Origin of the sequence: Sphingobium herbicidovorans, assembly GCF_002080435.1 — a bacterium.
GTDB lineage: Bacteria > Pseudomonadota > Alphaproteobacteria > Sphingomonadales > Sphingomonadaceae > Sphingobium > Sphingobium herbicidovorans.
Map to the genome: position 1 here is coordinate 471,669 of NZ_CP020539.1, position 25,768 is coordinate 497,436.

Annotated in this window: 22 protein-coding genes, 1 pseudogene and 1 riboswitch; of the genes and pseudogenes, 19 read left to right on the forward strand and 4 right to left on the reverse strand. The window is 63.8% G+C overall.

Translation table 11 applies throughout. The features are described 5' to 3' along the window. Window positions 1–58 precede the first annotated feature (58 nt). A riboswitch (cobalamin riboswitch) is annotated at window positions 59–255 on the forward strand. A 181-nt stretch (window positions 256–436) separates the two neighbouring features. The 10 genes and pseudogenes from B6S01_RS16875 (at window position 437) to B6S01_RS16920 (ending at window position 8,402) form a co-directional block, all read left to right on the forward strand. Further along, the gene (locus B6S01_RS16875; protein ID WP_037463617.1) at window positions 437–844 is read left to right on the forward strand and encodes a DUF1636 domain-containing protein; all 408 of its coding nucleotides are present in this window, start codon (window positions 437–439) and stop codon (window positions 842–844) included. Beyond that, on the forward strand, window positions 841–1,857 hold the full coding sequence (gene cobT / locus B6S01_RS16880; protein ID WP_037463506.1) for a nicotinate-nucleotide--dimethylbenzimidazole phosphoribosyltransferase: 1,017 nt from the start codon (window positions 841–843) through the stop codon (window positions 1,855–1,857). Before B6S01_RS16875 ends, cobT begins: the two co-directional genes overlap by 4 nt. Before the next feature lie 8 nt (window positions 1,858–1,865). Beyond that, window positions 1,866–2,420, forward strand: coding sequence for a histidine phosphatase family protein (locus B6S01_RS16885; protein ID WP_322787680.1), 555 nt, complete (start codon window positions 1,866–1,868; stop codon window positions 2,418–2,420). Then, the gene (locus B6S01_RS16890) at window positions 2,417–3,127 is read left to right on the forward strand and encodes an adenosylcobinamide-GDP ribazoletransferase (RefSeq protein ID WP_037463509.1); all 711 of its coding nucleotides are present in this window, start codon (window positions 2,417–2,419) and stop codon (window positions 3,125–3,127) included. The genes B6S01_RS16885 and B6S01_RS16890 overlap by 4 nt, the downstream gene beginning before the upstream one ends. Then, window positions 3,124–4,101, forward strand: a complete 978-nt coding sequence (locus B6S01_RS16895; RefSeq protein WP_037463511.1) for a threonine-phosphate decarboxylase — start codon at window positions 3,124–3,126, stop codon at window positions 4,099–4,101. Before B6S01_RS16890 ends, B6S01_RS16895 begins: the two co-directional genes overlap by 4 nt. Further along, window positions 4,064–5,022, forward strand: a pseudogene (gene cbiB / locus B6S01_RS16900) (adenosylcobinamide-phosphate synthase CbiB). Before B6S01_RS16895 ends, cbiB begins: the two are co-directional and overlap by 38 nt. Next, window positions 5,022–5,564, forward strand: a complete 543-nt coding sequence (cobU, locus tag B6S01_RS16905) for a bifunctional adenosylcobinamide kinase/adenosylcobinamide-phosphate guanylyltransferase (protein ID WP_037463514.1) — start codon at window positions 5,022–5,024, stop codon at window positions 5,562–5,564. The pseudogene cbiB and the gene cobU overlap by 1 nt, the downstream one beginning before the upstream one ends. Window positions 5,565–5,895: 331 nt before the next feature. Next, window positions 5,896–6,186 (forward strand): NAD(P) transhydrogenase subunit alpha part 2, encoded by a 291-nt coding sequence (locus B6S01_RS16910; RefSeq protein WP_037463526.1) that lies wholly within the window; start codon window positions 5,896–5,898, stop codon window positions 6,184–6,186. A gap of 3 nt (window positions 6,187–6,189) precedes the next feature. Beyond that, window positions 6,190–7,581, forward strand: coding sequence for an NAD(P)(+) transhydrogenase (Re/Si-specific) subunit beta (locus B6S01_RS16915; protein WP_037463528.1), 1,392 nt, complete (start codon window positions 6,190–6,192; stop codon window positions 7,579–7,581). A 233-nt stretch (window positions 7,582–7,814) separates the two neighbouring features. Next, window positions 7,815–8,402: a hypothetical protein gene (locus B6S01_RS16920; protein WP_037463531.1), complete on the forward strand. Its 588-nt coding sequence runs from the start codon at window positions 7,815–7,817 to the stop codon at window positions 8,400–8,402. Between the two features lie 314 nt (window positions 8,403–8,716). Here the strand turns inward: B6S01_RS16920 and B6S01_RS16925 are convergent, their stop codons facing one another. The 4 genes from B6S01_RS16925 to B6S01_RS16940 all read right to left on the reverse strand — a co-directional run bounded on the left by B6S01_RS16925 (window position 8,717) and on the right by B6S01_RS16940 (window position 13,026). After that, window positions 8,717–9,394: a Ros/MucR family transcriptional regulator gene (locus tag B6S01_RS16925; RefSeq protein ID WP_037463620.1), complete on the reverse strand. Its 678-nt coding sequence runs from the start codon at window positions 9,392–9,394 to the stop codon at window positions 8,717–8,719. 468 nt (window positions 9,395–9,862) lie between these two features. Next, entirely contained in the window at window positions 9,863–10,138 is a 276-nt protein-coding gene (locus B6S01_RS16930) for an HU family DNA-binding protein (protein WP_037463533.1), read from the reverse strand. Between the two features lie 187 nt (window positions 10,139–10,325). Beyond that, complete coding sequence (locus B6S01_RS16935) at window positions 10,326–11,936, reverse strand: phytoene desaturase family protein (protein WP_037463535.1); 1,611 nt, start codon at window positions 11,934–11,936, stop codon at window positions 10,326–10,328. 109 nt (window positions 11,937–12,045) lie between these two features. Further along, entirely contained in the window at window positions 12,046–13,026 is a 981-nt protein-coding gene (locus tag B6S01_RS16940; RefSeq protein WP_037463537.1) for a bile acid:sodium symporter family protein, read from the reverse strand. 87 nt (window positions 13,027–13,113) lie between these two features. Between B6S01_RS16940 and B6S01_RS16945 the strand changes: the two genes are divergently transcribed. The 9 genes from B6S01_RS16945 to B6S01_RS16985 all read left to right on the forward strand — a co-directional run bounded on the left by B6S01_RS16945 (window position 13,114) and on the right by B6S01_RS16985 (window position 25,753). Next, the gene (locus B6S01_RS16945; protein ID WP_037463624.1) at window positions 13,114–13,872 is read left to right on the forward strand and encodes an enoyl-CoA hydratase-related protein; all 759 of its coding nucleotides are present in this window, start codon (window positions 13,114–13,116) and stop codon (window positions 13,870–13,872) included. Window positions 13,873–14,010: 138 nt separating this feature from the next. Continuing rightward, entirely contained in the window at window positions 14,011–15,696 is a 1,686-nt protein-coding gene (locus B6S01_RS16950; RefSeq protein ID WP_081570578.1) for an MFS transporter, read from the forward strand. 86 nt (window positions 15,697–15,782) lie between these two features. Further along, on the forward strand, window positions 15,783–16,394 hold the full coding sequence (locus B6S01_RS16955; RefSeq protein WP_156103322.1) for a TetR family transcriptional regulator: 612 nt from the start codon (window positions 15,783–15,785) through the stop codon (window positions 16,392–16,394). A 133-nt stretch (window positions 16,395–16,527) separates the two neighbouring features. Then, entirely contained in the window at window positions 16,528–17,439 is a 912-nt protein-coding gene (gene cysD, locus B6S01_RS16960; protein WP_037463632.1) for a sulfate adenylyltransferase subunit CysD, read from the forward strand. Between the two features lie 101 nt (window positions 17,440–17,540). Then, on the forward strand, window positions 17,541–19,454 hold the full coding sequence (gene cysN / locus B6S01_RS16965; protein ID WP_037463541.1) for a sulfate adenylyltransferase subunit CysN: 1,914 nt from the start codon (window positions 17,541–17,543) through the stop codon (window positions 19,452–19,454). Next, window positions 19,451–20,224 (forward strand): 3'(2'),5'-bisphosphate nucleotidase CysQ, encoded by a 774-nt coding sequence (locus B6S01_RS16970; protein ID WP_037463544.1) that lies wholly within the window; start codon window positions 19,451–19,453, stop codon window positions 20,222–20,224. Before cysN ends, B6S01_RS16970 begins: the two co-directional genes overlap by 4 nt. Before the next feature lie 14 nt (window positions 20,225–20,238). After that, a complete protein-coding gene (locus B6S01_RS16975; RefSeq protein WP_051908072.1) occupies window positions 20,239–20,961 on the forward strand; it encodes a dienelactone hydrolase family protein in 723 nt (240 codons plus the stop codon). 139 nt (window positions 20,962–21,100) lie between these two features. After that, the gene (locus tag B6S01_RS16980; RefSeq protein ID WP_081570527.1) at window positions 21,101–22,183 is read left to right on the forward strand and encodes an alpha/beta hydrolase; all 1,083 of its coding nucleotides are present in this window, start codon (window positions 21,101–21,103) and stop codon (window positions 22,181–22,183) included. A 129-nt stretch (window positions 22,184–22,312) separates the two neighbouring features. After that, complete coding sequence (locus tag B6S01_RS16985; RefSeq protein ID WP_231567941.1) at window positions 22,313–25,753, forward strand: glycosyl hydrolase; 3,441 nt, start codon at window positions 22,313–22,315, stop codon at window positions 25,751–25,753. The last annotated feature ends 15 nt before the right edge of the window (window positions 25,754–25,768 follow it).

Sequence of the window (25,768 nt, forward strand, 5' to 3'; positions counted from 1 at the left end):
CTCAACCTCCGTGCGCCCTGAGCTTGTCGAAGGGCGCGGGCGGGCTTCGAAAAGCCCCACCCGAACGGAGACGAGGGGCCATCTGAAGCGCGCTGCTCTAAGAGGGAAGTCGGGTGCAAAACCCGCGCTGCCCCTGCAACTGTAAGCGGTGAGCGGACCGGCCACAGCGCCATTGGGGATCAGGATTTCCCCGAGAAGGCGGCCGGAACGCATTGACCCGTGAGCCAGGAGACCTGCCTGACGCAGTCGTTCTTCGACCGGACAGGGTGTGCCGGGCGAACGGGGTTTCCCTCGCGTAGCGACAGCCATCGCCTTGCCGGTTCGGTCGCACAGCCCTCTGCGCGTCCGCGCCCAGAGGCTGTTTGCGGGTCAAGGAAGCGAGGGGGACCATCATGACGGTCTTTCATGTCACTATGGTTATGGATTGGCTGCGCTGATGCTGCGCGCCGTGGAAAACAGGGCTTCGGTCGTCGTCTGCTCGACCTGCCGCCTTTCGGCTGACGCGCGCGAGGATGGCGAAGGGCGTCGCGGCGGCGCTATGCTCGCCGACGCGATGCGCGCGCTTCAGGCCGACGATCCAGCCTATGCGGCGGTCGATGTTCAGGACATGCCATGCCTGTTCGCGTGCCAGCGCCATTGCACCGTCCATGTGCGCGGACCGGGCAAGGTCGGCTATGTGCTGGGCGACTTCCCGCCCGACGCTGACGCCGCGCGCGCGATCCTCGACTACACGCTGCGTCACGCCGCCAGTGAAGAGGGCGTCGTGCGCTATGCCGACTGGCCGCAGGGGGTGAAGGGCCACTTCATCGTCCGCACCCCGCCCGAAGGGTTCATCTGCACATGATCCATTTTCCCGATGGGGCCGCCTTCGCCCGCGCGCTGCAGGCACTGCCGGAACCGGACGAACAGGCGATCGCCGCCGCCGCCGCGCGACAGGCGATGCTGACCAAGCCCGCCGGTTCGCTAGGCCGGCTGGAGGAAATCGCCCTGTTCATGGCGGGCTGGCAGCGGCAGGAACGGCCCCGCGCTGATCGCATCCGCGCCGCCATCTTCGCGGGCAACCACGGCGTCGCCGCGCGCGGGGTCAGCGCCTATCCGGCAGCGGTCACCGCGCAGATGGTCGCGAATTTTCGAGGCGGCGGCGCGGCGATCAATGCGCTCGCCGCCGCATGCGGGGCGGAGCTGTCGATCGTCCCGCTGGAGCTTGACCGCCCCACCGCGGACATTTGCCAAGCCCCCGCGATGAGCGAGGCGGACTGCCTCGCCGCCCTCAATGCAGGGGCAGCGGTCGTCGACGCGGATTGCGACCTGTTGATCGTCGGCGAAATGGGCATCGGCAACAGCACGCCCGCCGCCGCCCTGTGCGCCCAATCCTTTGGCGGCCAGCCGCAGGACTGGATCGGGCGCGGCACCGGCGTCGATGAAGCCGGTCTGGCGCGAAAGGCCGACGCGGTCGCGCGCGCCCTTCACCGCCATGCCTCCCATTGCACAAACGCCTTCGAAACGCTCCGTCGCCTGGGTGGACGAGAGATCGCCGCCATGGCCGGGGCCGTGCTCGCCGCGCGTCTGATGCGCGTGCCGGTGCTGCTCGACGGCTTCATCTGCGGCGCGGCGGTGGCGGGCCTCGCGCGCGACAATCCCGCCATCACCGACCATTGCATCGCGGGCCATGTCTCGGCGGAGGCGGGCCATGCGCGTTTGCTCCACGCCTTCGGGCTGACGGCGCTGCTTCAACTCGACATGCGCCTTGGCGAAGGCAGCGGCGCAGCGGTTGCGGCGCAGATCGTCCGCTCGGCTCTCGCTGCGCACGATCAGATGACCACCTTTACCGAAGCCGCCGTCGCACAAGCCTTATGAACGCCCACATGCTTCACCTGATGCGCCACGCCGCGCCGCAGACGACGGGCCTGCTGCTTGGTCAGCTGGACATGCCGCCCCATCCTGACGCCGTGCCATTATGTGTCGAACGCGCACGCGCCATCGACTTCGCGCAGGTCTTCAGCTCCGATCTTCTGCGCGCCGCCATTCCCGCCGAGCGGATCGCGGCCGCCGCCCGCGTGCCCCACCATGCCGACCCCCGCTGGCGCGAACTGCATTTCGGCGCGTGGGAGGGAGCGGACCCTTCAACCCTTCCCGCTGTTGAGACGGCCCGCTTCTGGGACGCCCCCGACGACAATCCTCCACCGGATGGAGAACGCTGGTCCGACCTGCGCCTCCGTGTCCAGAGCGCGCTCGTCCATATCGACCGGCCAACCCTGGTGCTGGGCCATGCCGGATCAATGCGTGCGGCGCTGTCACTGCTCTGCGGCTTTTCCTATCGCCAGGCGTGGGCCATCGACCTGCCTTATGCCGCTCTGCTGTCCTTGCGCGTCTGGCCGGGTGAAACCCCGACTGCGCAAATCACGGCGTTGACGACATGAAGCGGCTGATCCTCGCCCTGCAATTGATGACCAGCCTGCCGCTGCCATCCGTCAAGGCGGACGACAGCGACTTTGCCGCCTCCATCCGCTGGTTCCCCGCCGCCGGGATAGCGGTGGGCGGGGCAGCGGCGATGGCGATGATGCTCGGCATGCGCGCTGGCCCATGGGTGGCGGCGCTGCTTGCCCTGCTGGCATGGGTGGCGATGACAGGCGCGCTGCATCTCGACGGGCTTGGCGACATTGCCGATGGCGCAGGCGCGGCGCATGGCGACCGCGCGCGCCTGTCCGCCGTGCTGGCCGATCCCCATATCGGCAGCTTCGGCGTGGTCGCGATCATGCTCCAGTTGCTGACGAAATTGGTTCTGCTGCGCCTCTATGCGGAGCAGCTTGCCCCATGGGGCCTTGTCCCGCTCGCCCTGATCGCGCGGATCGGCCCGCTCGCCTGGACGCTGTGGCTGCCGTCGCTGCATGACGGGCTGGCCAGCCGCTTCCGCCAAGGGATCAAGCGCGCGCATCTTATCGCATGGTCCGCGCTCGCCCTTGCGTCATGCGTCATGCTCCCCGCCCTTGCGTCCGCCGCGCTGCTGATCCCGTTCTGGGCATGGTGGTTGCGCAGCCGGATAGGCGGCGTTTCGGGCGACGGCCATGGCGCGGGCATCGAATTGGTGGAAAGCGCGCTGCTTGCCGCGCTGGTGCTGGCGCGATGAGCGATATGTTCCACTGGCATGGAGGGTGCCTTGCGCAGGCCCGCGATCATTATGGCGCGGACGGTGCGCCCTGGATCGACCTGTCCACCGGCATAAACCCGCGGCCCTGGCCCGGCGCTGCCCATGTCACGCCGGATTGGCAATCCCTCCCCGATCCCGCAGCGCTCGCCGACATGGAAACTGCCGCCGCCAGTCATTTCGGCGTCGCCCCCGCCCATGTGTGCGCGCTTCCCGGCAGCGAGATCGGCCTTCGGATGCTTGGCAAGCTGCTCGACCGGCCCGGCTGTCATCTCGTCCCCTCCTACCGCACCCATGCCGCCGCTTTCCCCGGCTCCCTGCCGCTGGATGCGCCGGAACAAGCGCCGCCGGGCACGGCATTGCTGCTCGCCAATCCCAACAATCCCGATGGCCGCCTGTTCGCGCCAGCCTACATGCTAGCGCTGCTCGCCCGGCAGGAACGAGGCGACGGCTGGCTGATCGTCGATGAAGCCTTTGCCGACAGCGTCCCCGGCTCCAGCATCGCTGGTGAGGCGGGGCAGGGCAGGCGGCTCATCCTGTTGCGTTCCTTCGGCAAGTTCTTCGGCCTTGCGGGCGTCCGCCTCGGCTTCCTTGTCGGGCCACCCTCGATCATCGCCGCTTGCCGGGACATGCTGGGGGACTGGCCCTTGTCGGCGGCAGCCATCGACTTTGGACGCGCCGCCTATCGCGACCGGCACTGGATCAACTGGACCATCGCGGACCTGCGCGACCGCGCCGTCCATCTCGACCGGATTCTTTCCCGTCACGGCCTCGTCCCGCGCGGCGATTGCCCGTTGTTCCGCCTGGTGGAAACGCCCGCCGCCGCTGCGTTGTTCGACCGCCTGGCGCGCCACGCTATCCTGACCCGCCCGTTCGACCATCAACCGCACTGGCTGCGCCTGGGCCTGCCTGCGGACGATGCCGCCATGGCCCGGCTGGACAAGGCGCTTGGTTGAACTGCTCGCCCTTATCCTTGACGCGGCGCTTGGCTGGCCGGCCTGGCTCTATGCCCGCATCGGCCATCCGGTTGGCGCTTTTGCGCGGATCATCGCCGCCTGCGAACGCCGCTGGAACCGGCGCGGCCTTGGCGACGGGCGCAGGCGGATGGGCGGCGTCGCCACGCTCCTGATCCTGTTGCTGGCCGCAACCCTTGGCGGGTGGCTCATCCAATCGGCGCTCCACCGCCTGATGGGCGCATGGGCCTGGGCAGGGATCGCGCTCGCCGCCTGGCCCGCGCTTGCCCAACGCAGCCTGTTCGATCATGTCCTGCCAGTGGTGAAGGCGCTCAAGACCGGCGATCTTCCAACGGCGCGGCAGGCGGTCGGGCATATCGTCGGCCGCGACACCGCGTCGCTTGACGAGGCTGGCGTCGCCCGCGCGGCCATCGAAAGCCTCGCCGAAAGTTTTTGCGACGGCGTCGTAGCGCCGCTCTTCTGGCTGGTCGTCGGCGGCCTTCCCGGCATCTGGGCCTACAAGGCCGTGAACACCGCCGACAGCATGATAGGTCATCGGGAAGAACCGTTCGCCGCCTTTGGGTGGGCCGCCGCGCGTTTCGACGATCTCCTGAACCTCGCCCCGGCGCGCCTGTCTGCCATCCTCCTTTGCGTTGCGGGACCGGGGGCTGGCGCGTCCTTCGCCGCGATCATGCTCTTCACGCCTCGCCCAATGCCGGGTGGCCAGAGGCGGCGATGGCGGGCGCGCTGGGCGTCCGCCTTGCCGGGCCGGTTCAATATGATGGCGTTCGCCATGACAAGGCATGGATCGGGGGCGACGGCGGGGAAGCGACACCCGCCGCGACCAGCGCCGCGCTCGCGCTTTATGTTCGCGCCTGCCTCCTGCTCTGGCTGGCGGCCGCGATGATCGGAGGTATCGGTTGATGACCGCATTTCGCAGGCTTCTGGTGCTGGGCGGCGCCCGTTCGGGCAAAAGCCGCCTTGCGGAAACGCAATGTGAAGCGATACCGGGCGCGCTCACCTACATCGCCACGGCCCAGGCGTTCGATGTGGAAATGAGTGACAGGATCAGCCATCACCGCGCCCGCCGCAGCGCCCGCTGGCATACGGTGGAAGCGCCCATCGACCTGCCGGCCACCATCGCTGGCGCGCATGGGTCGGGGGCGATCCTGGTCGATTGCCTCACCCTCTGGCTATCCAATCTGCTGCTGGCGGAAGAGGATATTGCGGGCTGGACCCGCGCGCTCACCGCCGCCGTCGCGGATTGCGGCCCGCCCATCCTGTTCGTCAGTAATGAAGTCGGCCTTTCCATCGTCCCCGAAAACGCGCTGGCTCGCCGGTTCCGGGACGAATCGGGCTTGCTCAACCAGCATATGGCGAACGTCTGCGACCGGGTTCTGTTCGTCGCGGCGGGCTTGCCCTTGATCCTCAAGCAGGACGGGCAGGCCATCATATCGTCTAAATGATAGATTCAGCTTTGCGTTGATCCGGTAGCTTTGCGGGCATTTTCGTTGCGACCGGGAACGCCTGCTACGCATAGATCGGGTGAGGCGTGGGGTATAGCAGGGCTATTCGCATGGGCGGAATAAATTCATTGTGCGAATCGGCGGCGTGATATTTGGGTGCGACCGGCTTGCCTGCGGTCGATCGGATCAATATGGCACCGCCCAAGAATATGTGGAGGGGTTTTATGGAAGCCATCGATCATGGCAGGGGCAATCGGCCCCGGACCGGCGGAAATGGGAAGACCGCCAAAGTCTCGACCGGATTGCGGCTTCTGGACAGGGGATATAGCAAGTGAACGCTCTTAACGCAGATTATCTGTTCGTCTTCATATTGGCGGCTTTCGTCGGTTTTCAGCTGATCAAGAAGGTGTCGCCGCTGTTGCACTCGCCGCTGATGTCGCTGACCAATGCGATCGCGGCGGTTGTCATTGTCGGGGCGATCGCGGTCACGGGTGAAGAAGGCGCGACGCCGCTTGCCAAGACGCTTGGCGCCATCGCGGTGTTCTGTGCGACGGTGAACCTGGTCAGCGGGTTCATGATCACGGACCGCATGCTCAAGATGTTCAAGCCGCGGGGGAAGTAACCGATGGACGCCTTCGTTCCTTTCGCGGCAATTGCCGCCTCGTCCCTGTTCATCCTGTCGCTGATGTGGATGAGCCATCCTTCGACTGCCCGGCGCGGCGTGCGCGCGGGCGAGCTCGGCATGGCCATCGCGATCATCGGCGCGCTCGTTCACCATGAGGTGGTCGATTACAACCTGATCATCCTCGCCATGATTGCCGGTACGGCGGTCGGCATTCCGATGGCGTTGCTGATGCCGATGACGGCTATTCCGCAGCGTACCGCCATCTCCCACGCGTTCGGCGCGCTCGCCGTCGGCCTGATCGGCGCCGCCGAATATTACAAGCATGCCCATGCCGAATATGCAGGCAGCTTCGTCATGTGGGCGCTGATGTTCGAAATGGCGCTGGGCTTCCTGACCTGCACCGCGTCGGTCATCGCCTTCGCCAAGTTGCAGGAATTGATGGGCAGCCGTCCGGTGTCCTTCCCCGGCCAGCGCATCGTCAACGGCGCTGTCGCGCTTGGCGCGGTCGTCGTGGCGATCGTGCTTGCGCTGGATCCGACCCAGACCTGGCTGTTCCCGGTCTTTGCCGCTCTCGCCCTGCTGTTCGGCATCCTGCTGGTCATCCCGATCGGCGGCGCGGACATGCCGACCGTCATCGCGCTCTTGAACAGCTATGCCGGTCTTGCGGCCAGCGCCATGGGCTTTGCGCTTGGCAACAAGCTGCTGATCGTGGCGGGCGCGCTTGACGGTGCGTCGGGCTTCATCCTGGCGGTCATCATGTGCAAGGCGATGAACCGCAGCTTCGCCAACGTCATGTTCGGCGGTTTCGGCACCGTCGCCGCGGGCGCTGCGGGTGGCAAGGACGACCGCGTCGTCCGCTCCGCCTCGGCGGAGGAAGCCGCCATGCAGCTGGAAAACGCCAGTACCGTGGTGATCGTGCCCGGTTACGGCATGGCCGTCGCCCAGGCGCAGCACAAGGTGAGCGAACTCTACCAGGCGCTCACCAAGAAGGGCGTGGACGTGAAATTCGCGATCCACCCGGTCGCTGGCCGTATGCCCGGCCACATGAACGTGCTGCTGGCCGAAGCCAATGTGCCCTATGAGCAGCTGGTCGACCTGGACGACATCAACCCCGAACTGCCGCAGGCGGACGTCGCGATGATCATCGGCGCGAACGACACGGTCAACCCGTCGGCGCGCGACGATCCCAAGAGCGCGATTGCGGGCATGCCGATCATCGAAGCGGATCGCGCCAAGTCGGTGTTCATCATCAAGCGTTCGATGAACGCAGGCTTCGCCGGGATCGACAATCCGATCTATTATAACAGCAACACCCAGATGCTGTTCGGCGACGCCAAGGACATGGTCGGCTCCATCGCCAAGGAACTGAGCGGCGGCAGCGGCCTGCACTGATCCGCACTCTTTCGCACTGAACAGGGAAAGCCCGCTGCCCCGCGCAGCGGGCTTTCTTTTTGCCTGTCCCATTACCCGCCGGACCCGTTTTCACCGTCCCTTTCGCCACCACATTCCAAAGTGCCGGCAATGACACTTTACCCTCCGGCAAAGTGTCATTGGTGACAAAAGCGACCGGCGGCATGATCAGGGGATTCACATTGGCCTCCACCTGTGCTTGATTCATCCCCGTTATGTTTCACGGTTCGATCAAGCCTCGCTCTGCTGGCAGCGGAGACCTTTCCGCCCTGCTGGACCGGCTTGCCCATGCCAGCACACGGCCGCGCTATGCGTTCATGCTGCTCACGCTGATTGCAGAAGTGGCGCGGCCGGACGGCAGCGCCGGACCCTTCATAGCCAGGGGCGGCGCGCTGGAGCCGCTGCGCGACTGGCTTTGCGATGCGTTGACACCGATGGGCGGGCGCGATCCGCGCCGCCTTGCCCTTGCCGAGCGGGTCCGTGCGGAGCTGGCGGGGCAGGGCATGTTGCCCGCCGATCCTGACGCCGCCAGCGCTGCGGTCGAAGAACAAGTGAAGCTGCGCGTGCGCGCGTCCGGCAAGACCAATCTCAGCCGCGCCGTATCGGAAATGGTCGCCGCTGGCCTCCTGCGCCGCCATTATCAGGGCTACCGGGTCGATCATCATAATCGCGGGGCGCAGCGGCAGGCGGTCTACACGCTGACCGGCCTTGCCCGCATCCTGATCGCGCCCGTCGCGCCGCAACCAATGGGCTTGCCGCCCGCGCCAAAGCCACAGCCGCGCCAGGGCGAACTCGGTCTTTGAACGGGGCGCTGCGCCCCCACATCCCGCCGTTCCTTCGTTAGCGTCAAAGCGCCGTTCAGGAGCGGCACGGCCGGTCACAAGCCATGCGCCAGATCATTCGTCAGCGGCTAATGGGGCGCGCGCCTCTCAGGCCAATGGTCGGCATGATGCCGCATGACGCGCGGCGCGGCTGCATCGTCAGCGCCCGCTTCGCCTTCAACACATCGATCATGTCACGGCAGGCACGACCGGAAAGGCGGCTCAGTGGCTATCAAGGCAAACGAGCCATCGCCTTGTGGGCAATGGCTCGTCTTGCATCTTTCAGGAAATAACGATCAGCCGACGGTTTCCGCCGGGGCCGGGGCGGCCTTGGCGCGCGGCTTGCGGGCCGCTTTTTCGGCCTTGACCGCTTTTGCCGCCTTGGGCGCTTCGACCGACTTTGCCGGAGCCTGTGCCGGAGCCTTCGCTGCGGGCTTGGCAGGCGCCTTGGCCGGCTTTGCTGCCTTGGCCTTGGCCGCAGGGGCTTTCGCTCCGCTTGCCGCCGCTGCGGCCTTGGGCGCCTTTACCGTGGCGTCGGCCGCCTTCTCTGCGCCAGCCGCAGCCGCGGGGACGGGCTTGCGGCCAAGGCCAAGGCGCGTGGCGACGGCGCGGCGGGCCTCGGAATAGCTCGGCGCGACCAGCGGATAGGATTTGGGCAGGTTATAGCGCTGGCGATAGTCGTCCGGCGACAGGCCGTGGGTCGCCAGATGCCGTTTCAGCGTCTTGTACGGCTTGCCGTCGATCATGCTCAAAATATGTTCGGGCGACGACAGGCTTTTGCGCACGGAAACTGCGGGCGTGTAAGTCGCGGCCTGTGCTTCGCCAGCATCGCTCGACAGATCATCAGTCAACGCGGCGCGCGTTGTACGGATCAGGTCGGCCAGCGTTTCGCTGGGAACCGAGTTGTTGGAGACAAACGCGCTCAACAGCTGAACAGTGAGCGTCGTGATGTCAGGCTGCGAATTTTCAGACATTGGCACGCTTCTCCACGCAAAATAACGACGGTGGCCTTCTGCGCGCTTTGCATTCAAATGTAAATCGCCTTCGCCGACAGCATCTTTGGCATATCTGTCCCTCTCGTGGACGTTTCTGATCTTTGGCCGACGTCCCGGTTCACACCAAATGCTCGTCTTGCCGAAATGGATCAGCGACATGTCGCGCCGACATTTCAATTGGGTTTGGCAGTGGGAAGCATTGCGGCGCTACTGATCGCGGCGACGGCAAGTCATATCATCGCATGAACATCGCGGCGTACGACAAAAAAAAGGCCGGTCCCGAAGGACCAGCCAGCTGAGTTTTTAGGAGAGGATGCCTGAAAGGCAGGGACGCCTCTGGCCCCGCGGGCCTCTCCTGACAATTGTTTAGATCGCTACTTCGATTGCATGTCATGCAATCGTAACATAGCGGCGCTCACTCCCCTTTCAGAAAGGCGCGCGCGGCGTTCAGCCGTTCAGCTGGTCCTTGACCGCCTTGGCAGGCGTGAAGGTCAGCTTCTTGGAAGCAGCGATCTGGATGGTCGCGCCGGTCGACGGATTGCGGCCTTCGCGCGCGGGCTGGTCCTTGACCTTGAACTTGCCAAAACCGCTCAACGAAACTTCTTCACCCTTGGCGGCGGCGCTGGCGATGGCGGTGAAAACCCCATCGACATATTTGCGGGCATCGGCCTTGGTCAGGCCATGCTCGGCGGCAACAGCTTCGGCGAGTTCGGTATTGTTCATCGATCGTCTCCCTTTCGTGGACGACGGGTCTTAACCTGTCTCATCGCCCGCAACTAGGGGGGTTTTTGCCCGTTAACCGATATTTTCGGGCCGGATTCGCTATATCTGGCCTGATTTTACCTCTGATTGCCCCTGTCCGCCCTGCCGAGTCTGTCGTCGCGGGCGATTCAGGCCGGTTGAAACCACCTCATCCCCGGCCAAAAAGCCGCCCGCCCATCGCGCCGTCCTTCAACACCACGCGCGCCGCATTATGGCCGGGCGCTCCGCTCACCCCGCCGCCCGGATGCGTACCCGCGCCACACATATAGAGTCCCTTCACCGGCCCGCGATAGGCGCCATGCCCCAGCACCGGGCGTGCGGCCCACAATTGGTCCAGCGTCATCGCGCCATGCATGATGTCGCCGCCGGTCATCCCGAATGTCCGCTCCAGGTCGAGCGGCGACAATATGTCCCGCGCAATCACGGACTGCGCAAAACCCGGCGCATAGGCGTCCACCGTCGCGATCACATCATCGGCCGCCGCCTCGCGCGCGTCGTCCCAACTGCGCCCGTCAGGCAATTCGGGCGCGAACTGCTGACAGAACAGGCTCGCCACATGCGCGCCGGGCGGGGCCAGGCTGTCGTCGACGATCGAAGGTATCAGCATTTCCACGATCGGCGCGCGCGACCATCCCCGCGCCTTCGCATCGATGAAGGCCTGATCCATATAATCCATGGTCGGCGCGATGATGATCCCGGCCTCCAGATGCTCGCCCGTCCCCGGCAGGCAGGAAAAGTCGGGCAGGGCCGACAGTGCGACATTCATCCGAAAACTGCCCGACGCGGCCCTGAACCCCCGGATGCGTTTCAGGAAATCGGGCGGCAGGTCGCCGGGCGTCATCATCCGCTCATACAACAGCTTTGGCCCGACATTGGCGATGACCGCGCCGCCCATCACTTCCTCGCCGCTTTCCAGCCTGACGCCCACCGCGCGGTCGCCATCGACCAGCACGCGCGCAACGGGCGCGTCCAGGCTGATCTCCACGCCCATGGCTTCGACGATGCGCGCCATGATTTGCGTGATCGCGCCCATGCCGCCGACGCAATGGCCCCATGCGCCCTTTTTCCCGTTCACCTGGCCAAAGACATGGTGCAGCAGCACATAGGCGCTGCCCGGCGTGTCGGGGGAAGCATAGTTGCCGACCATCGCGTCAAAGGCGAAGGCGGCCTTCACCGCCTCGCTCTCGAACCAGCCATCCAGGAAGGCGCGGGCCGATTTCAGGAACAGGTCCATCACGTCGCGCTTCTGCTCCAGCGACAATGACCCGACCCGCCGCCCCTGGGAAAGCGCCGCCGTCACCATGGACAGCCCGTCGCCAACATTGGGCGGCGCTTTCAGCAGCATGTCGCGCAGCAGGTCCGCCACCACTTCCAGCGCGTCCTGATAGGCGGGCAGGGCGGCGGCATCCTTCGCGCTGAACTTTGCAAATTCGGCCTGCGTCCTTTCCATGCCGCCGCCGAACTTCAGATAGCGGCCATCGGGCTGGGGCAGGAAATTGGCGATCGGCCGCTCGATCACGCGATAGCCATGGTGGGCCAGCCGCATGTCCGCGATCACCTTGGGGTGCAGCAGGCTGACGGTATAGCTTGCCACCGAATTGCGGAAACCGGGGTGAAACTCCTCGGTCACCGCCGCGCCGCCGACGATGGGCCGCCGCTCCAATATGCGCACCTTGTACCCGGCCCGCGCCAGATAGAATGCGCAGGCCAGCCCGTTATGCCCGCCGCCGATGATGATGGCGTCGCGCGCTTTGCCCATCAGGTTGCAGCCTGCCTGTCTAACCGTCCCCCGACACCCATCCCCTCGCGCCCTTCCTGTCGAACTTATACATCTGTATAACAGTCCCGGCGGGGCGCGCAAATCGCTTTCAATTCTCTATTTCATTCGCGACTTTGCCATAACGCCGCGCCAATATCGCGCACACCATCAACTGAATCTGGTGGAACAGCATCACCGGCAAAAGTATCGGCCCAACCGCACTTGCCGGGAACAGCACTCCCGCCATCGGCACGCCGGTCGCCAGGCTTTTCTTCGACCCGCAAAATTGCAGCACCACCGCGTCCTCCCGCGAGAGACCCAGCAATCGCGCCAGGCCCCAGGTGAAAAGCAGCACCACCGCCAGGATCGCGATGGACAGCAGCGCCAGCAGCAGAAGTTCCCCCCGCGACACCTTCTGCCAAAGCCCCTCGACCACCGCCGCGCTGAATGCTGAATAGACGATCAGCAGGATCGACCCGCGATCGACCCGCCCCAGCATCGCCCGGCGCCGTTCGACGATCCCGCCGATCCACGGGCGCGCCAGATGGCCAAGGATGAACGGCAGCAACAGTTGCAGCACAATGCCCTCCGCCGCCGAAAGGGAAATCAGGCCGCCCGTCCCCCCGGCGCCTTTCTGCATCAGCAGCGCGACCAGCAGCGGCGTCAGGATGATGCCTAGCAGGTTGGAAAAGGACGCGCTCACCACCGCCGCGGCGACATTGCCCCGCGCGATCGCGGTGAAGGCGATCGACGACTGCACCGTTGAAGGCAGCAACGTCAGGAACAGCAGTCCCGCCCGCATCGCGACCGGGATCGCCTCAACCTGTTGCGTCGCAAGGCCAACCAGCGGGAACAACGCAAAGGTCGTGCCCAGCGTCGCCAGATGCAGCTTCCACGCCCGCGCCCCGCTCCAGATCGCGTCGCGCGACAGCTTCGCGCCATGCAGGAAGAACAGCAGCACGATCCCGGCATCGGCAAGGATGCCGACGATATACGCGCCCTCGCCTCGCGCTGGCAGGAAAGACGCCAGCACGACCATCGCTATCAACAACAGCAGGAATGGGTCGGCGAATTCCCGAAGTCGGCTCATCCGCGCGGCTGTAATCAGTCCTGAATGAAAAGGATAGACGGCAGGCAATTGGACGGCTTAGGTCGAGCAGGGCAGATGGAGAAAGTCATGAGTGACGGGGTGGAAATTGTCGAGCGGGACGGCGTGCTGGAAATCCACATCGATTGTCCGGAAAGGAAAAACGCGCTGACTGCCGCCATGTACCGGATCATGACCGCCGCGCTTGCTGATGCGTCTGCGCGGGCCGGGATCGGCGCGGTCCTGATCGCGGGCAAGGGCGACGCCTTCTGCGCGGGCAATGACCTAAAGGATTTCACTCAAGGCTCGCAAGGTGGAGAGGCCGCCTTCGCGTTCATCCGCGCCATCGCCCGTTTCGATAAACCCATTGTCGCCGCCGTGCAGGGGCTGGCCGTCGGGGTAGGCACTACGATGTTGTTCCATTGCGACCTTGTTTATGCTGCGCCGGACGCTCGCTTCATCACCCCATTCGTTAATTTGGGCATCGTGCCGGAAGCCGGGTCCAGCCTTTTGGCGCCTGCCACTTTGGGCCATGCCAAGGCAGCAGCGATGTTGCTGCTCGGCGAACCCATGGATGCCGATACTGCCGATCGTGTGGGGTTGGTGACCGCGATCGTGCCTGCCGAACGCCTGCTCGACCATGCGCGGGGCAAGGCTGCACTGTTCATGAGCAAGCCGCCCCAGGCTCTCGCCGCGACTCGTCGCCTGCTGAAGGGAGACCAGGCCGTGCTGCTTGAACGTATCGAAGAAGAAGCCCGGCTGTTCGCGGACATGCTTGACGCAGCCGAAGCGCAGGAAGCCTTCGCCGCCTTCTTCGAAAAGCGTCCGCCGGTTTTCCGCCGCGACTGAAGCAGAAGCCTTGGTGGCAAGGCCATTGGATCGTTGCAAGGCGGGCATTGCCGCCTTCGTGGCGATGGACAGAAATGGGGAAGCTGCTAACTCAAGCCCGGCCATGACAGGCCCTGAAAGCAGAAGAAGGAAATGTGGATGAGTGATGAGGCGCAGGCTGTATCCGAAACCGCGCCTGCGGCTGCACGCTTCACCCTGCTGGAACCGCTGCGCCAGCGGACCTTCCGCACGATCTGGATCGCAAGCCTTATTTCCAATTTCGGTCAGCTGATCCAGGGCGTGGGTGCGGCATGGCTGATGACGAAGCTGAGTTCTTCGCCGCAGATGGTGGCGCTGGTGCAGACAGCCATCATGCTGCCCCTGATGCTCGTTGCCCTGCCCGCGGGGGCGATCGCGGACATGTTCGACCGGCGCAAGGTTGCGCTGACGGGGCTGGCCTTCGCCTCCGTCATGGCGATCGGCCTGACGCTGCTGACATGGGCCGGGTTTATTACACCCTGGATATTGCTGCTTTTCTGCTTTCTGATCGGCACAGGCGTCGCGCTTTACGCGCCCGCCTGGCAGGCATCCATCGGTGAACAGGTAAAGGGTGAACATCTGCCAGCCGCGATCGCGCTGGGCACGATAAGCTATAATGTGGCGCGCAGCTTCGGACCTGCCGTCGGCGGCGTCCTGGTGGCCGCGCTGGGGGCCATGGCCGCCTTTGCCGCCAACGCATTCTTCTACCTGCCCTTGTTTCTGGCGTTCCTGTGGTGGAACCGCGACCATCAGCCCTCTCGGCTCCCGCCCGAACGGATCGATCGCGCGATCGTGTCGGGCGTTCGCTATGCATTTCATTCGCCCCCGATCCGGGTAGTGCTGATCCGCACCCATGTCGCGGCATTCGCGGGTGCATCGGTATCCGCATTGACGCCGTTGATCGCAAAGGATCTGCTGCAAGGGACGGCGAGCACTTATGGGCTTTTGCTCGGCGCCTATGGCGTCGGCGCGGTTCTTGGCGCCATGGGGCTGGACCTGGTCCGGCAAAAGCTGCGGCCGGAGCAATCCGCCCGTCTGATGGCCGTCCTGCTCGGCGCCATGATCGTCCTGACCGGCGTCAGCACGCATATAGTCATCACCTGCGCAGCTCTGCTGGTTGCGGGCGCGGCATGGATGATGCTGGCCGCGCAGTTCAACGTGGCCGTGCAGATGTCGGCGCCCCGATGGGTCACGGCGCGCGCGCTCGCCTGCTATGGCTCGGCGGTGACTGGCGGTCTGGCGATCGGTGCGTGGTGCTGGGGCTCTGTCGCCGGTGCGTTCGGCACGGGGCAGGCTATGATCCTGTCTGGCGTAGCCATGGCGTTGAGTGCCTTGTTGGGATTTGTCATTCCCTTGGCCCGGTCCCTGCCTGACGGGCTGGAAGAAAGCGTGCTGGCGCATCAGCCCAAGGTGTCGCTGGCGTTGACTCCCCGCAGTGGCCCCGTGGTCATCGAGATCGACTACCGGGTCGATGCGGATCAGGCCCGGGACTTCTACGTCGCGATCCAGAAATTGCGCGGCGCCCGGCTGCGCAGCGGCGCGTTTGGCTGGTCGGTGGCGCGCGACATCGCCGATCCAGAGCTATGGACGGAACATTATTACTGTCCAACCTGGGGCGATTATCTGCGCCAGCGCGATCGCATGACGACGGGTGACCGCCAGGTGGAGGACGCCGCGAACAAATTCCATATGGGCGACAGCGAAGGGCGGGTGCGCAGAAGGCTTGAACGGCCGACCGGTTCAGTCCGGTGGCGTTCCGACACGCCCGACCGGGGGGACGAGGGCGTCGATTTTTTCTATCGGTAAGGCAGCCGGACAGCTGCTCCGGCAGCATGCGTTGTCAATATCGCGGGCGGCGCTAAAGTCGCCCCGGGTCGAAGGAGGAGAGCGGCATGCCAAGACAGGCGAAACGAACGGTGGGGCGTCCTCGAAGGCTGACGCTGGAGGCGATCGTCGATGCCGCCTGCGAGGTGGGCATCGCGAAGCTGGAGATGAGCCTGGTGGCGGAAAGGCTGAACACCGGCGTCGCCACGCTATATGGTTATGTGCGTGGCCGCGATCACCTTCTCGAACTGGTGGCGCAGCGTCTGGTGGGGCAGGCGCTGATCAAGGACGAAGGACAAAGCTGGCAGAACATCCTTCGCGAACATGCGACGATCACCTACCGCCTGTTCCGATCGCTGCCGCACCTCATCACCAATCTGATGGGCAAGGAGCCGGAGAAGCATTCGTTCGACTATTCGCGCGCCGTACTTGCCCTGATCGAGTCGAGGGGGGTTCCCGAAACGGCTGCCGTGAACGCCTATATCGAGATCAATCAGGTCGTGATCGGCGCGGCCATCAGCATGATGCGGCGCGAGGCGCTGGAAAATGTGTCTATCGACGATGAGGGACGCCGCGTGCTGCTGCCCGAGCTTCTCGGGGATTATCGCCCGACGCTGGAACGTATCATCGCGGGCTATCAAGCGGAACTGACCACCGGCGATGGCGACGGGACCGACTAACGGTCCCGCAATCCTGTCCTGAAAGAACAGGCTTCAGCAGTGCAAACAACGCTTGTCGCTTTTTCTCCCATTTGGGAGGTTTGATGATTCGCGCCTTCTGTCATTCGAAAACTCCCGAAAGGCTGGAAAGATGATGACTGATAGCAAAACGCTTACCCACCTCGCGCGCCTGGAAGCGGAGAGCATTCATATATTGAGAGAGGTTGTCGCCGAAGCTGAAAAGCCGGTGATGCTGTATTCCGTGGGCAAGGACAGCGCCGTGATGCTGCATCTCGCTCGCAAGGCATTCTACCCTTCGCCGCCGCCGTTCCCCCTGCTCCATGTCGATACGACGTGGAAGTTCAAGGCGATGTACGACCTGCGCGACCGCATGGCGCAAGAAAGCGGCATGGAACTTCTGGTCTATCAAAACCCTGAAGCAAAGGAGCGGGGGATCAACCCGTTCGACCATGGTCCGCTGCACACCGACATGTGGAAGACCGAAGGGCTGAAGCAGGCGCTCGACCTCTACGGCTTTGACGCGGCCTTCGGCGGCGCGCGCCGCGACGAGGAAAAGAGCCGCGCCAAGGAGCGCATCTTTTCCTTCCGTACCGCGTCGCATGGCTGGGATCCTAAGAACCAGCGCCCGGAATTGTGGAACCTCTACAATGCCAGGAAGAACAAGGGCGAGAGCATCCGCATCTTCCCGATCAGCAACTGGACCGAGCTGGACATCTGGCAATATATCCACCTCAACAATGTGCCGATCGTGCCTCTCTATTTCGCCGAGGAACGCCCCACGGTCGAGCGCGACGGCATGCTGCTGATGGTCGATGACGAACGCTTCCCGCTGAAACCGGGCGAGACGCCGGTGATGCGGTCGATCCGTTTCCGCACGCTGGGCTGCTACCCGCTGACAGGCGCAGTGGAAAGCAGCGCTCAGACGCTGCCGGAAGTCATCCAGGAAACGCTGCTGACCACCACGTCCGAACGTCAGGGCCGCGCCATCGACAAGGATGCGGGCGGCGCCGGCATGGAGAAGAAGAAGCAGGAAGGGTATTTCTGACCTGAGCCGTCATCCCAGCAAAAGCTGGGATCTCAGGCCCGCCAGAACCTTCCCCAGATCAACGAGATCCCAGCATTTGCTGGGATGACGGGACAGATGACATGACCGACACTCTCGACGAACCCATTTACAAGACCGACGCCCTCATTGCCGAGGATATCGACGAATATCTGAAGGTGCATGAGCACAAGACGATGCTGCGTTTCATCACCTGCGGGTCGGTGGACGATGGCAAGTCCACGCTGATCGGCCGCCTGCTCTACGACAGCAAGATGATCTTCGAGGATCAGCTTGCCGCGCTGGAGGCGGACTCCAAGCGCGTGGGCACGCAGGGGCAGGAAATCGACTTCGCTCTGCTCGTTGACGGCCTCGCAGCCGAGCGCGAGCAGGGCATCACCATCGACGTCGCCTATCGCTTCTTCGCGACCGAAAAGCGCAAGTTCATCGTCGCCGACACGCCCGGCCATGAGCAATATACGCGCAACATGGTCACCGGCGCATCGACCGCTGACCTCGCCGTGATCCTGATCGACGCGCGCAAGGGCGTACTGACGCAGACCAAGCGCCACAGCTATCTGGCGCATCTGATCGGCATCAAGAATATCGTGCTGGCGGTGAACAAGATGGATCTGGTCGATTATGACCAGGCGGTCTTCGACGGCATCGTCAAGGATTACACCGAATTCGCGCGCTCGATCGGCATCGAACATTTCGTGCCGATGCCGATTTCCGGGTTCAAGGGCGACAATATCACCGGCCCGTCGGAAAACACGCCCTGGTACAAGGGCCCGGCGCTGATGGCCCATCTGGAAACGGTCGAAGTCAACAGCGCGACCGACGCGGAAAAGCCTTTCCGCATGCCGGTCCAGTGGGTGAACCGTCCGAACCTCGACTTCCGTGGCTTTTCCGGTCTGATCGCGACCGGCACGGTGAAGCCGGGCGACGCCGTGCGCGTGCTTCCTTCGGGCAAGACCAGCACCGTCACCCGCATCGTCACGCTGGATGGCGATCTTGATGAAGCAGTGGCGGGCCAGTCCGTAACCATCTGCTTCGCTGATGAAATCGACTGCTCGCGCGGCGACGTCATCGCGCTGGCCGACAATCCGCCGCAGGCTGCCGACCAGTTCGAAGCGACCATAGTCTGGATGGCGGACGAGGAAATGCTGCCCGGCCGTCCCTATTGGCTGAAGATCGGCACGCAGACCGTCACCGCGACGGTGCAGCAGCCCAAATATCAGGTGAACGTCAACACGATGGAGCATCTGGCGGCCAAGACGCTTGACCTCAATGCCATCGGCGTTGCGAACCTGTCCACCGACAAGCAGATCGTGTTCGAGCCCTATGAGCAGAACCGGACGCTGGGCGGCTTCATCCTGATCGACAAGATCACCAACGCCACCGTGGCGGCGGGTATGCTGCACTTCTCCCTGCGGCGCGCGCAGAATGTCCACTGGCAGGCGACCGATGTCACCCGTGAATTCCATGCGGGCCTCAAGAACCAGAAGCCTGCGGTGCTGTGGTTCACCGGCCTTTCGGGGGCGGGCAAATCAACGATCGCCAATATCGTTGAAAAGAAGCTGGCGCGGATGAACCGCCACACCTTCCTGCTTGATGGCGACAATGTGCGGCATGGCCTCAACAAGGACCTTGGCTTCACCGATGCCGACCGCGTGGAGAACATCCGCCGCGTTGGCGAAGTCGCGAAGCTGATGACCGACGCGGGCCTTATCGTCATCACCGCCTTCATCTCGCCCTTCCGTTCGGAGCGCGAAATGGTGCGGCAGATGATGCAGCCGGGCGAGTTCGTCGAGGTGCATATCGACACCCCGCTGGCCGAGGCCGAGGCGCGCGACGTCAAGGGCCTCTACAAGAAGGCGCGGTCTGGTGAGCTGAAGAACTTCACCGGCATCGACAGCCCCTATGAGCCGCCAGAAGACCCCGAAATCCGCATCGACACCACGTCGCTGACGGCAGACGAGGCAGCCGACCTCATCATCGCGAGGCTGATCCCATGAGCGAGGCGATGAGCGATGGCGATCTTGCCGCGCACCTCGCCGAGGTCGCGGGACGGATCCTGATCAACGTGCGGGAATCGGGGCTGTTCAGCCCCAAGGCACTGGGCAAGGCGGGCGACCAGACCGCCAACCAGTTCCTCGTCCACGCGCTGCGCGAGGTCCGTCCCGACGACGGCCTTCTTTCGGAAGAGGAGAAGGATAATCCGGAACGGCTCGCCAAGAGCCGGGTCTGGATCGTCGATCCGGTCGATGGCACGCGCGAATATGGCGAAGAGCGGTCCGACTGGGCCGTGCATGTGGGCATGGCCGTGGATGGCGAGGCGGTGCTCGGCGCGGTCGCGCTGCCGGGTCTTGACCTGACCGGCAACGGCGGCGGCACCGTGCTCCGTTCCGATCAGCCGCGACCACTCCCGGCAGCGCCCGAAAAGCTGCGCATGGTCGTGTCGCGCACCCGTCCCGCCAAGGAAGCGGTGGCGGTGGCCGAACGGCTCGACGCTGAACTGGTGCCGATGGGTTCGGCAGGCGCGAAGGCGATGGCCGTGATCCTGGGCCAGGCGGACATCTACCTCCATTCCGGCGGTCAATATGAATGGGACAGCATGGCCCCTGTCGCGGTAGCGCAGGCGCATGGCCTGCACTGCTCGCGCATCGACGGCAGCCCGCTCGTGTATAATCAGCAGGACGTATATCTGCCCGACCTGCTGATCTGTCGGAAAGAACATGCAGAGACGGTTCTGGACCTTATAGCAGAGGTGGCAGTAAGCGTCTGAGGAAAGGGGCCGGGATGAGCGTGCTTGAGCCATTCGATTACGCTCATGACGGGCTGAAGCTGTCCGGTCGCATCGCGCGGCCGGATGGACCGGGCCCCCATCCCGCCGTGCTGGTGATGCATTCCGCGCTTGGCCCCGACAGGCTGATGGGCCAGCGGGCGCTGGACCTGGCCCAGCTTGGGTTCATTGCGCTGGCTACGGACGTCTACGGACTGGGCGCCGCAGGTCCAGACTTGGACTATATGCCGCTCTTTCAGCAGTTTCAGGAGCAGCCCGACCTTCTGCGCGGACGCATTCTTGCCGGATATGATGTGTTGCGGGCGCTGCCCGAAGTCGATGCAGGGCGCATTTCGGCGATCGGCTACTGTTTTGGCGGCCAGTGCGTGCTGGAATTGGCGCGCAGCGGTGCCGATGTGCGATCAGTGGTTAGTTTTCACGGCCTTCTACGTACCGCCAGACCCGCGACACCGGGCATGGTCAAGGCGCAGATGCTGGTCATTACCGGCGCGAAGGATCCGTTTGTTCCGGCGGACGACGTCAGGCGCTTTCAGGAAGAAATGACTGCGGCCGAGGCTGACTGGCAGGTCACGACCTATGGCCAGGGTTATCATTCCTTCACCGTGCCGGATGTGGCTGAGTTGAATATAGTCGGCGCCGCCTACGATCCGCTTCTGGATCGTCTTTCCTGGGCAAAGGCCACGGTCTTTCTCGATGCAACGCTGAACGACCGTCGCTGACTATTCCGTCAAGGCGGACCGCCTGTCGGCGGAACAATCCCCTCCGGCTTTGGGCGAACGTCTCTCATGAACGGACTTGAAAAGTAGCCGCCGTTCTTGAATAGAACATTTGCGTTCATTAAAATGTCGGAGAGGCGAGTTGAAGCAAAATCCGAGCGCGGTCGGCCGTAGAGCCGTTATATCGGGCGCTGCGTCAGCAGCTCTGGCAACATTCGCGGCACGCGGTTCCGCTGAGGCCGCGCCTCCTCTGGCTGCGGAGCCCAAGTGCGATATCGCCCGCAACCTCCCTCCTCCCACGACCATCAGCAAGGCTGCCCAGGATTATCTGCGCAATGGCGCAATGCAGCCTCCAAAACCAATCCCCGCCGCAGCGGACGTCGCGGGCTGGCGGGCTTATGTCTCTGACGGTGACAAGGCTCTGCCCGTCGACATGATCCTGAAATTGCCGGGTATCGACGTTCAGACACGGCAGATCGGCAGCGCCACCTGCTATGTCGCCACGCCGCTCGGAATTTCCGATGCGGACCGACGGAAGGCCCATCTGAGCATTCATGGTGGCGGGTGGGTTTTGTTCGGTGGGCGGGCCGCTATGGCTCTGGCGAAGGTCGCGGCAATGCAGACGGGCGGCGTGACTTACGCGGTCGACTATCGGATGCCGCCGGACCATCCCTTTCCTGCGGGCCTCGACGACTGCTTCGCCGTCTACCGCCTGTTGCTGAAGGAATATGGGGCGAGGAATATCCTCGTCTCGGGCGGCTCGGCCGGCGGCAACCTTGCCGCCGCCTTGATGCACAAGGTGAAGGATGCCGGCCTTGAAAAGCCGAGTGCGCTTGTCCTTCAGACGCCGGTCACCGACCTGACGAATGCGGGCGACAGCTGGCAGGTGCTGAAAGGCCTCGATCCCGTGCTCAGAGATCCGGACGGGGTCGCCACAACCGAGCTTTACCTGAACGGTAACGACCCGCGGCATCCCTATCTCTCGCCGCTCTTCGGGGATCTGGCAAAGGCATTTCCTCCTACTCACCTGGTAACCGGAACTCGTGACCGTCTGCTGTCGGACACCGTCAGGCTGCATGCTGCGCTGAGAGCCGCAGGTGTGGAGGCGGATCTCTATGTGGGCGAAGCCATGCCCCATGCAGGCTTCGGCGGCCTGACGCCGGAAGATGCGGCGGTGGCGAAAGACACGCAATATTGGTTGAAGACCCACTGGCCGCAATCCTAAGCATCTCAAACGTCACAAGGCACTGCCGGTGGGAATGACCGACCCGGCATCCCCATTCGGAGCAGTGGTATGACTCAACTGACGCCACAATATTGCAAGAGACACAGTTCCGCGCCGCTGAGCCGCTCCTTGGCCTGGATTATTGCGGGCAGCGGTATGCTGGCCGCCCCAGCGTCGGGGCAAATGCCGCGTCAGTCCGCGGAAGGTGGACAACAGCTTCACCAACGCCAAGCGAACACGCCCAGCACCGCCGCTGTCGCCGCGAGGGTGCCTGCGTCTTCATCGATCGATCCTCTGGAACGGGGGTTCCACGCACCGCCGGACTCGGCCAAGCCGCGGGTGTGGTGGCATTGGATGAACGGCAACGTCAGCAAGGACGGGATCACCAAAGACCTGGCATGGATGAAGCGGGTCGGCATCGGCGGCGTGCAGAACTTCGACGCCGGCTTGACCACGCCTCAGATCGTTGATCGTCGGCTGATCTATATGACACCGGAATGGAAGGACGCCTTCCGCTACGCGGTCGACCTTGCCGAAAAGTCCGGCCTTGAATTCACCATCGCTTCATCACCGGGCTGGAGTGAGACAGGCGGACCATGGGTTGCGCCCGAAGATGGAATGAAGAAGCTCGTCTGGAGCGAGACGACGCTGAAAGGAGGTCGGCGTTTCGTCGGCAAACTTGCTACGCCGCCCAGCCAGACCGGCCCATTCCAGGCCATATCCCTGGCAAGGCCGGAGGCATCGAGCGCAGCAATCCCCACCAGCTTCTACGCCGATGCTCTGGTTCTGGCATTTCCGCTGGATACGAGCGCGGCTCTGTCGCGGCCCAAGCGCGTCACGGCCGGGGGCATGGTCGTCGATCCCGCCGCCCTGTTCGATGCGGACATGACGACGGGGATCGACATCCCGAAGGGAAGCGCGTCCGAGCCGGCGGCGATCGTCCTGCAATATGACGCTCCGCAGACCATCCGCGCGGTTTCCAGCCTCGTTCGCAGCGCTGGGTTCACTGCGGTTCCTCCACAGCTGGAGGCGAGCGACGATGGCAAGACCTGGCGGCGTGTCGCAACTCTCACGGCGGGCTCGATACCGTCGACGGCCAGCTTCGCGCCGGTAACCGGCCGGTTCTTCCGGCTGCTGTTCACGCCGAGCACCGGTTCGGGTCGCCTCGCCGGATTTGCCCCCGCTCCTGGCTTCGACATCTCCGGTGGCATCGAAATGGGCGGCGCACCACAGCGCGCCGGTGTGTTCGACCTTCAGCTGACGGGTGAGGCGAAAGTCAACGCGTTCGAGCGGAAGGCCGGCTTCGGGGTTGTCGACGACTATTTTGCGCTCGACAAGGATGTAGGTAGCGATTCCGCGGGCATAGCTCCGACGTCCGTAATCAACCTGACGACCCGGATGGGCGCCGACGGAAAGCTTGACTGGACACCGCCACCGGGACGCTGGAAGGTTCTTCGGCTAGGCTATTCCTTGACGGGATCGGCGAACTCGCCTGCCAGTCCGGAGGCCACCGGCCTTGAAGTCGACAAGTATGACGGAACCGCAGTACGAGCCTATCTAAGTACATATCTCGGTATGTATCGCGACACCGTCGGGCCGGATTTGATCGGTAAGCAGGGCGTGCGCGCCCTGCTTACCGACAGCATCGAGGCAGGACCATCCAATTGGACCCCGCGCATCACCGAACAGTTCAAAGCCCTGCGCGGCTATGATCCGCTGCCCTGGCTACCGGCTTTGACGGGAACGATCATCGGGTCTCGCAGCCAGAGCGACCGGTTCCTGTTCGATTACCGCCGTACGCTTGGCGAACTGATCGCCAGCGAACATTATGGCCAGATCGCCGACTTTGCCCATGAAAACGGACTGATCGTCTATGGTGAGTCCCTGGAAGGCACACGCCATACTTTAGGCGACGACATCGACATGCGTCGCTACGCCGACATTCCGATGGCGGCTTTCTGGAGCTATGCAAAAGGGAAGAAGCCGGAATCGCTGTATGTGGCGGATGTCAGGGGAGCGGCATCCACGGCCAACATTTACGGCCGCAGGCTGGTGGCCGCGGAATCGCTGACGTCGATGTTTGCACCGTGGGCCCACTCTCCGGCGGATTTGAAGCCGGTGATCGATGCGGAATTTATCTATGGCGTGAACCGGCCGGTAATCCACACATCGGTGCATCAGCCAGTGGATGACAAACTGCCTAGCCTGTCGCTGAAGATCTTCGGTCAATATTTCAACCGGCACGATACGTGGGCAGAGATGGCGCGTCCGTGGATGGACTATATGTCACGCTCAAGCTTCATGCTGCAGCAGGGGCGGAACGTGTCGGACGTCGCCTATCTGTACGGCGAAGAAGCTCCGGTGGGCGTGATGAACAGCGAAAAGCCGCTTGCTGATCTTCCGGTCCGCTACGGCTTTGATTTTGTTAGCGCCAATTCTCTGCTTACTCAGTTTTCCGTCGACAACGGCCTCGTCCTTACCCAAGGCGGTGCTCGCTACAAGCTCCTTTATTTAGGCGGGCAATCCGATCGCATGAGCTTGCCCGTGCTACGCAAGCTGCACGACCTGGTGCGAGCCGGCGCTACCCTGGTTGGTCACGCGCCGGTCGCTTCACTCGGCCTTGCTGCCGACCCGGCTGAGTTCGACCGCCTGGTCAAACAGATGTGGGCGGGGGGCGAGCAGACGGCCCTTGGTCTTGGACGCGTGATCGCAAGCCGCCAACCCGAGACCGTTCTCGCTTCGATGGGTGTGCTGCCTGATTTCGATTATGAGAAAGTCGATCCAGACAGCGAGTTGTTGTTCCGACACCGCAGCCTGGACGATGGCGAAGTATATTTCGTAAGCAATCGGCTCGGCCCCTCGCAGAACATAAACGCGACGTTCCGCGTCGCTGGAAAGGCCGCCGAGATCTGGCGGGCGGACACCGGCACTATCGAGCCTGTTTCGTACCGCATCGACGGCAGCCGGACCGTCGTGCCGCTGAACATGGGTTCGCAAGAGTCGTTCTTCGTCGTGTTCCGCAAGCCTGCGGCTGTGGCGCAGCAAACCATTGCGATACCCAGCCTGACGCCGGTACACACGCTAAACGGCGCCTGGAATGTCGCCTTCGAAAAGAATCGCGGGGCGCCCCCATCGATACGTCTGCCGGCGCTCGGATCGCTGGCCGAACAATCGGATGCCGGGGTCAGATATTATTCGGGCGTTTCCACCTATACGACGAGCTTCGCCTTCCCGAACGAGCTGAAGCCAACCGCCGCGTTCACGCTCGACCTCGGCCAAGTGGGTGACGTTGCAGAGGTTCGCGTGAACGGACAACTCGTCGGCACCGCGTGGAAGGCGCCCTATCAAGTCAAGCTCGGCCACGCGCTCAAACGAGGGCGCAATGAAATCGAGGTTCGGGTTGCCAATCTCTGGGCCAATCGGCTGATCGGTGACAAGCAGCCAGGGATGAAGAAGGTGACGTTCACGACGGTAGGAACCTACCTGCGGAACGCGCCGCTACGGCCATCCGGCTTGATCGGCCCGGTCCAGCTTCTGCGCGAGGACCGATCTAGGGCAAGAACCCATTGATGTGATGGGCATTAT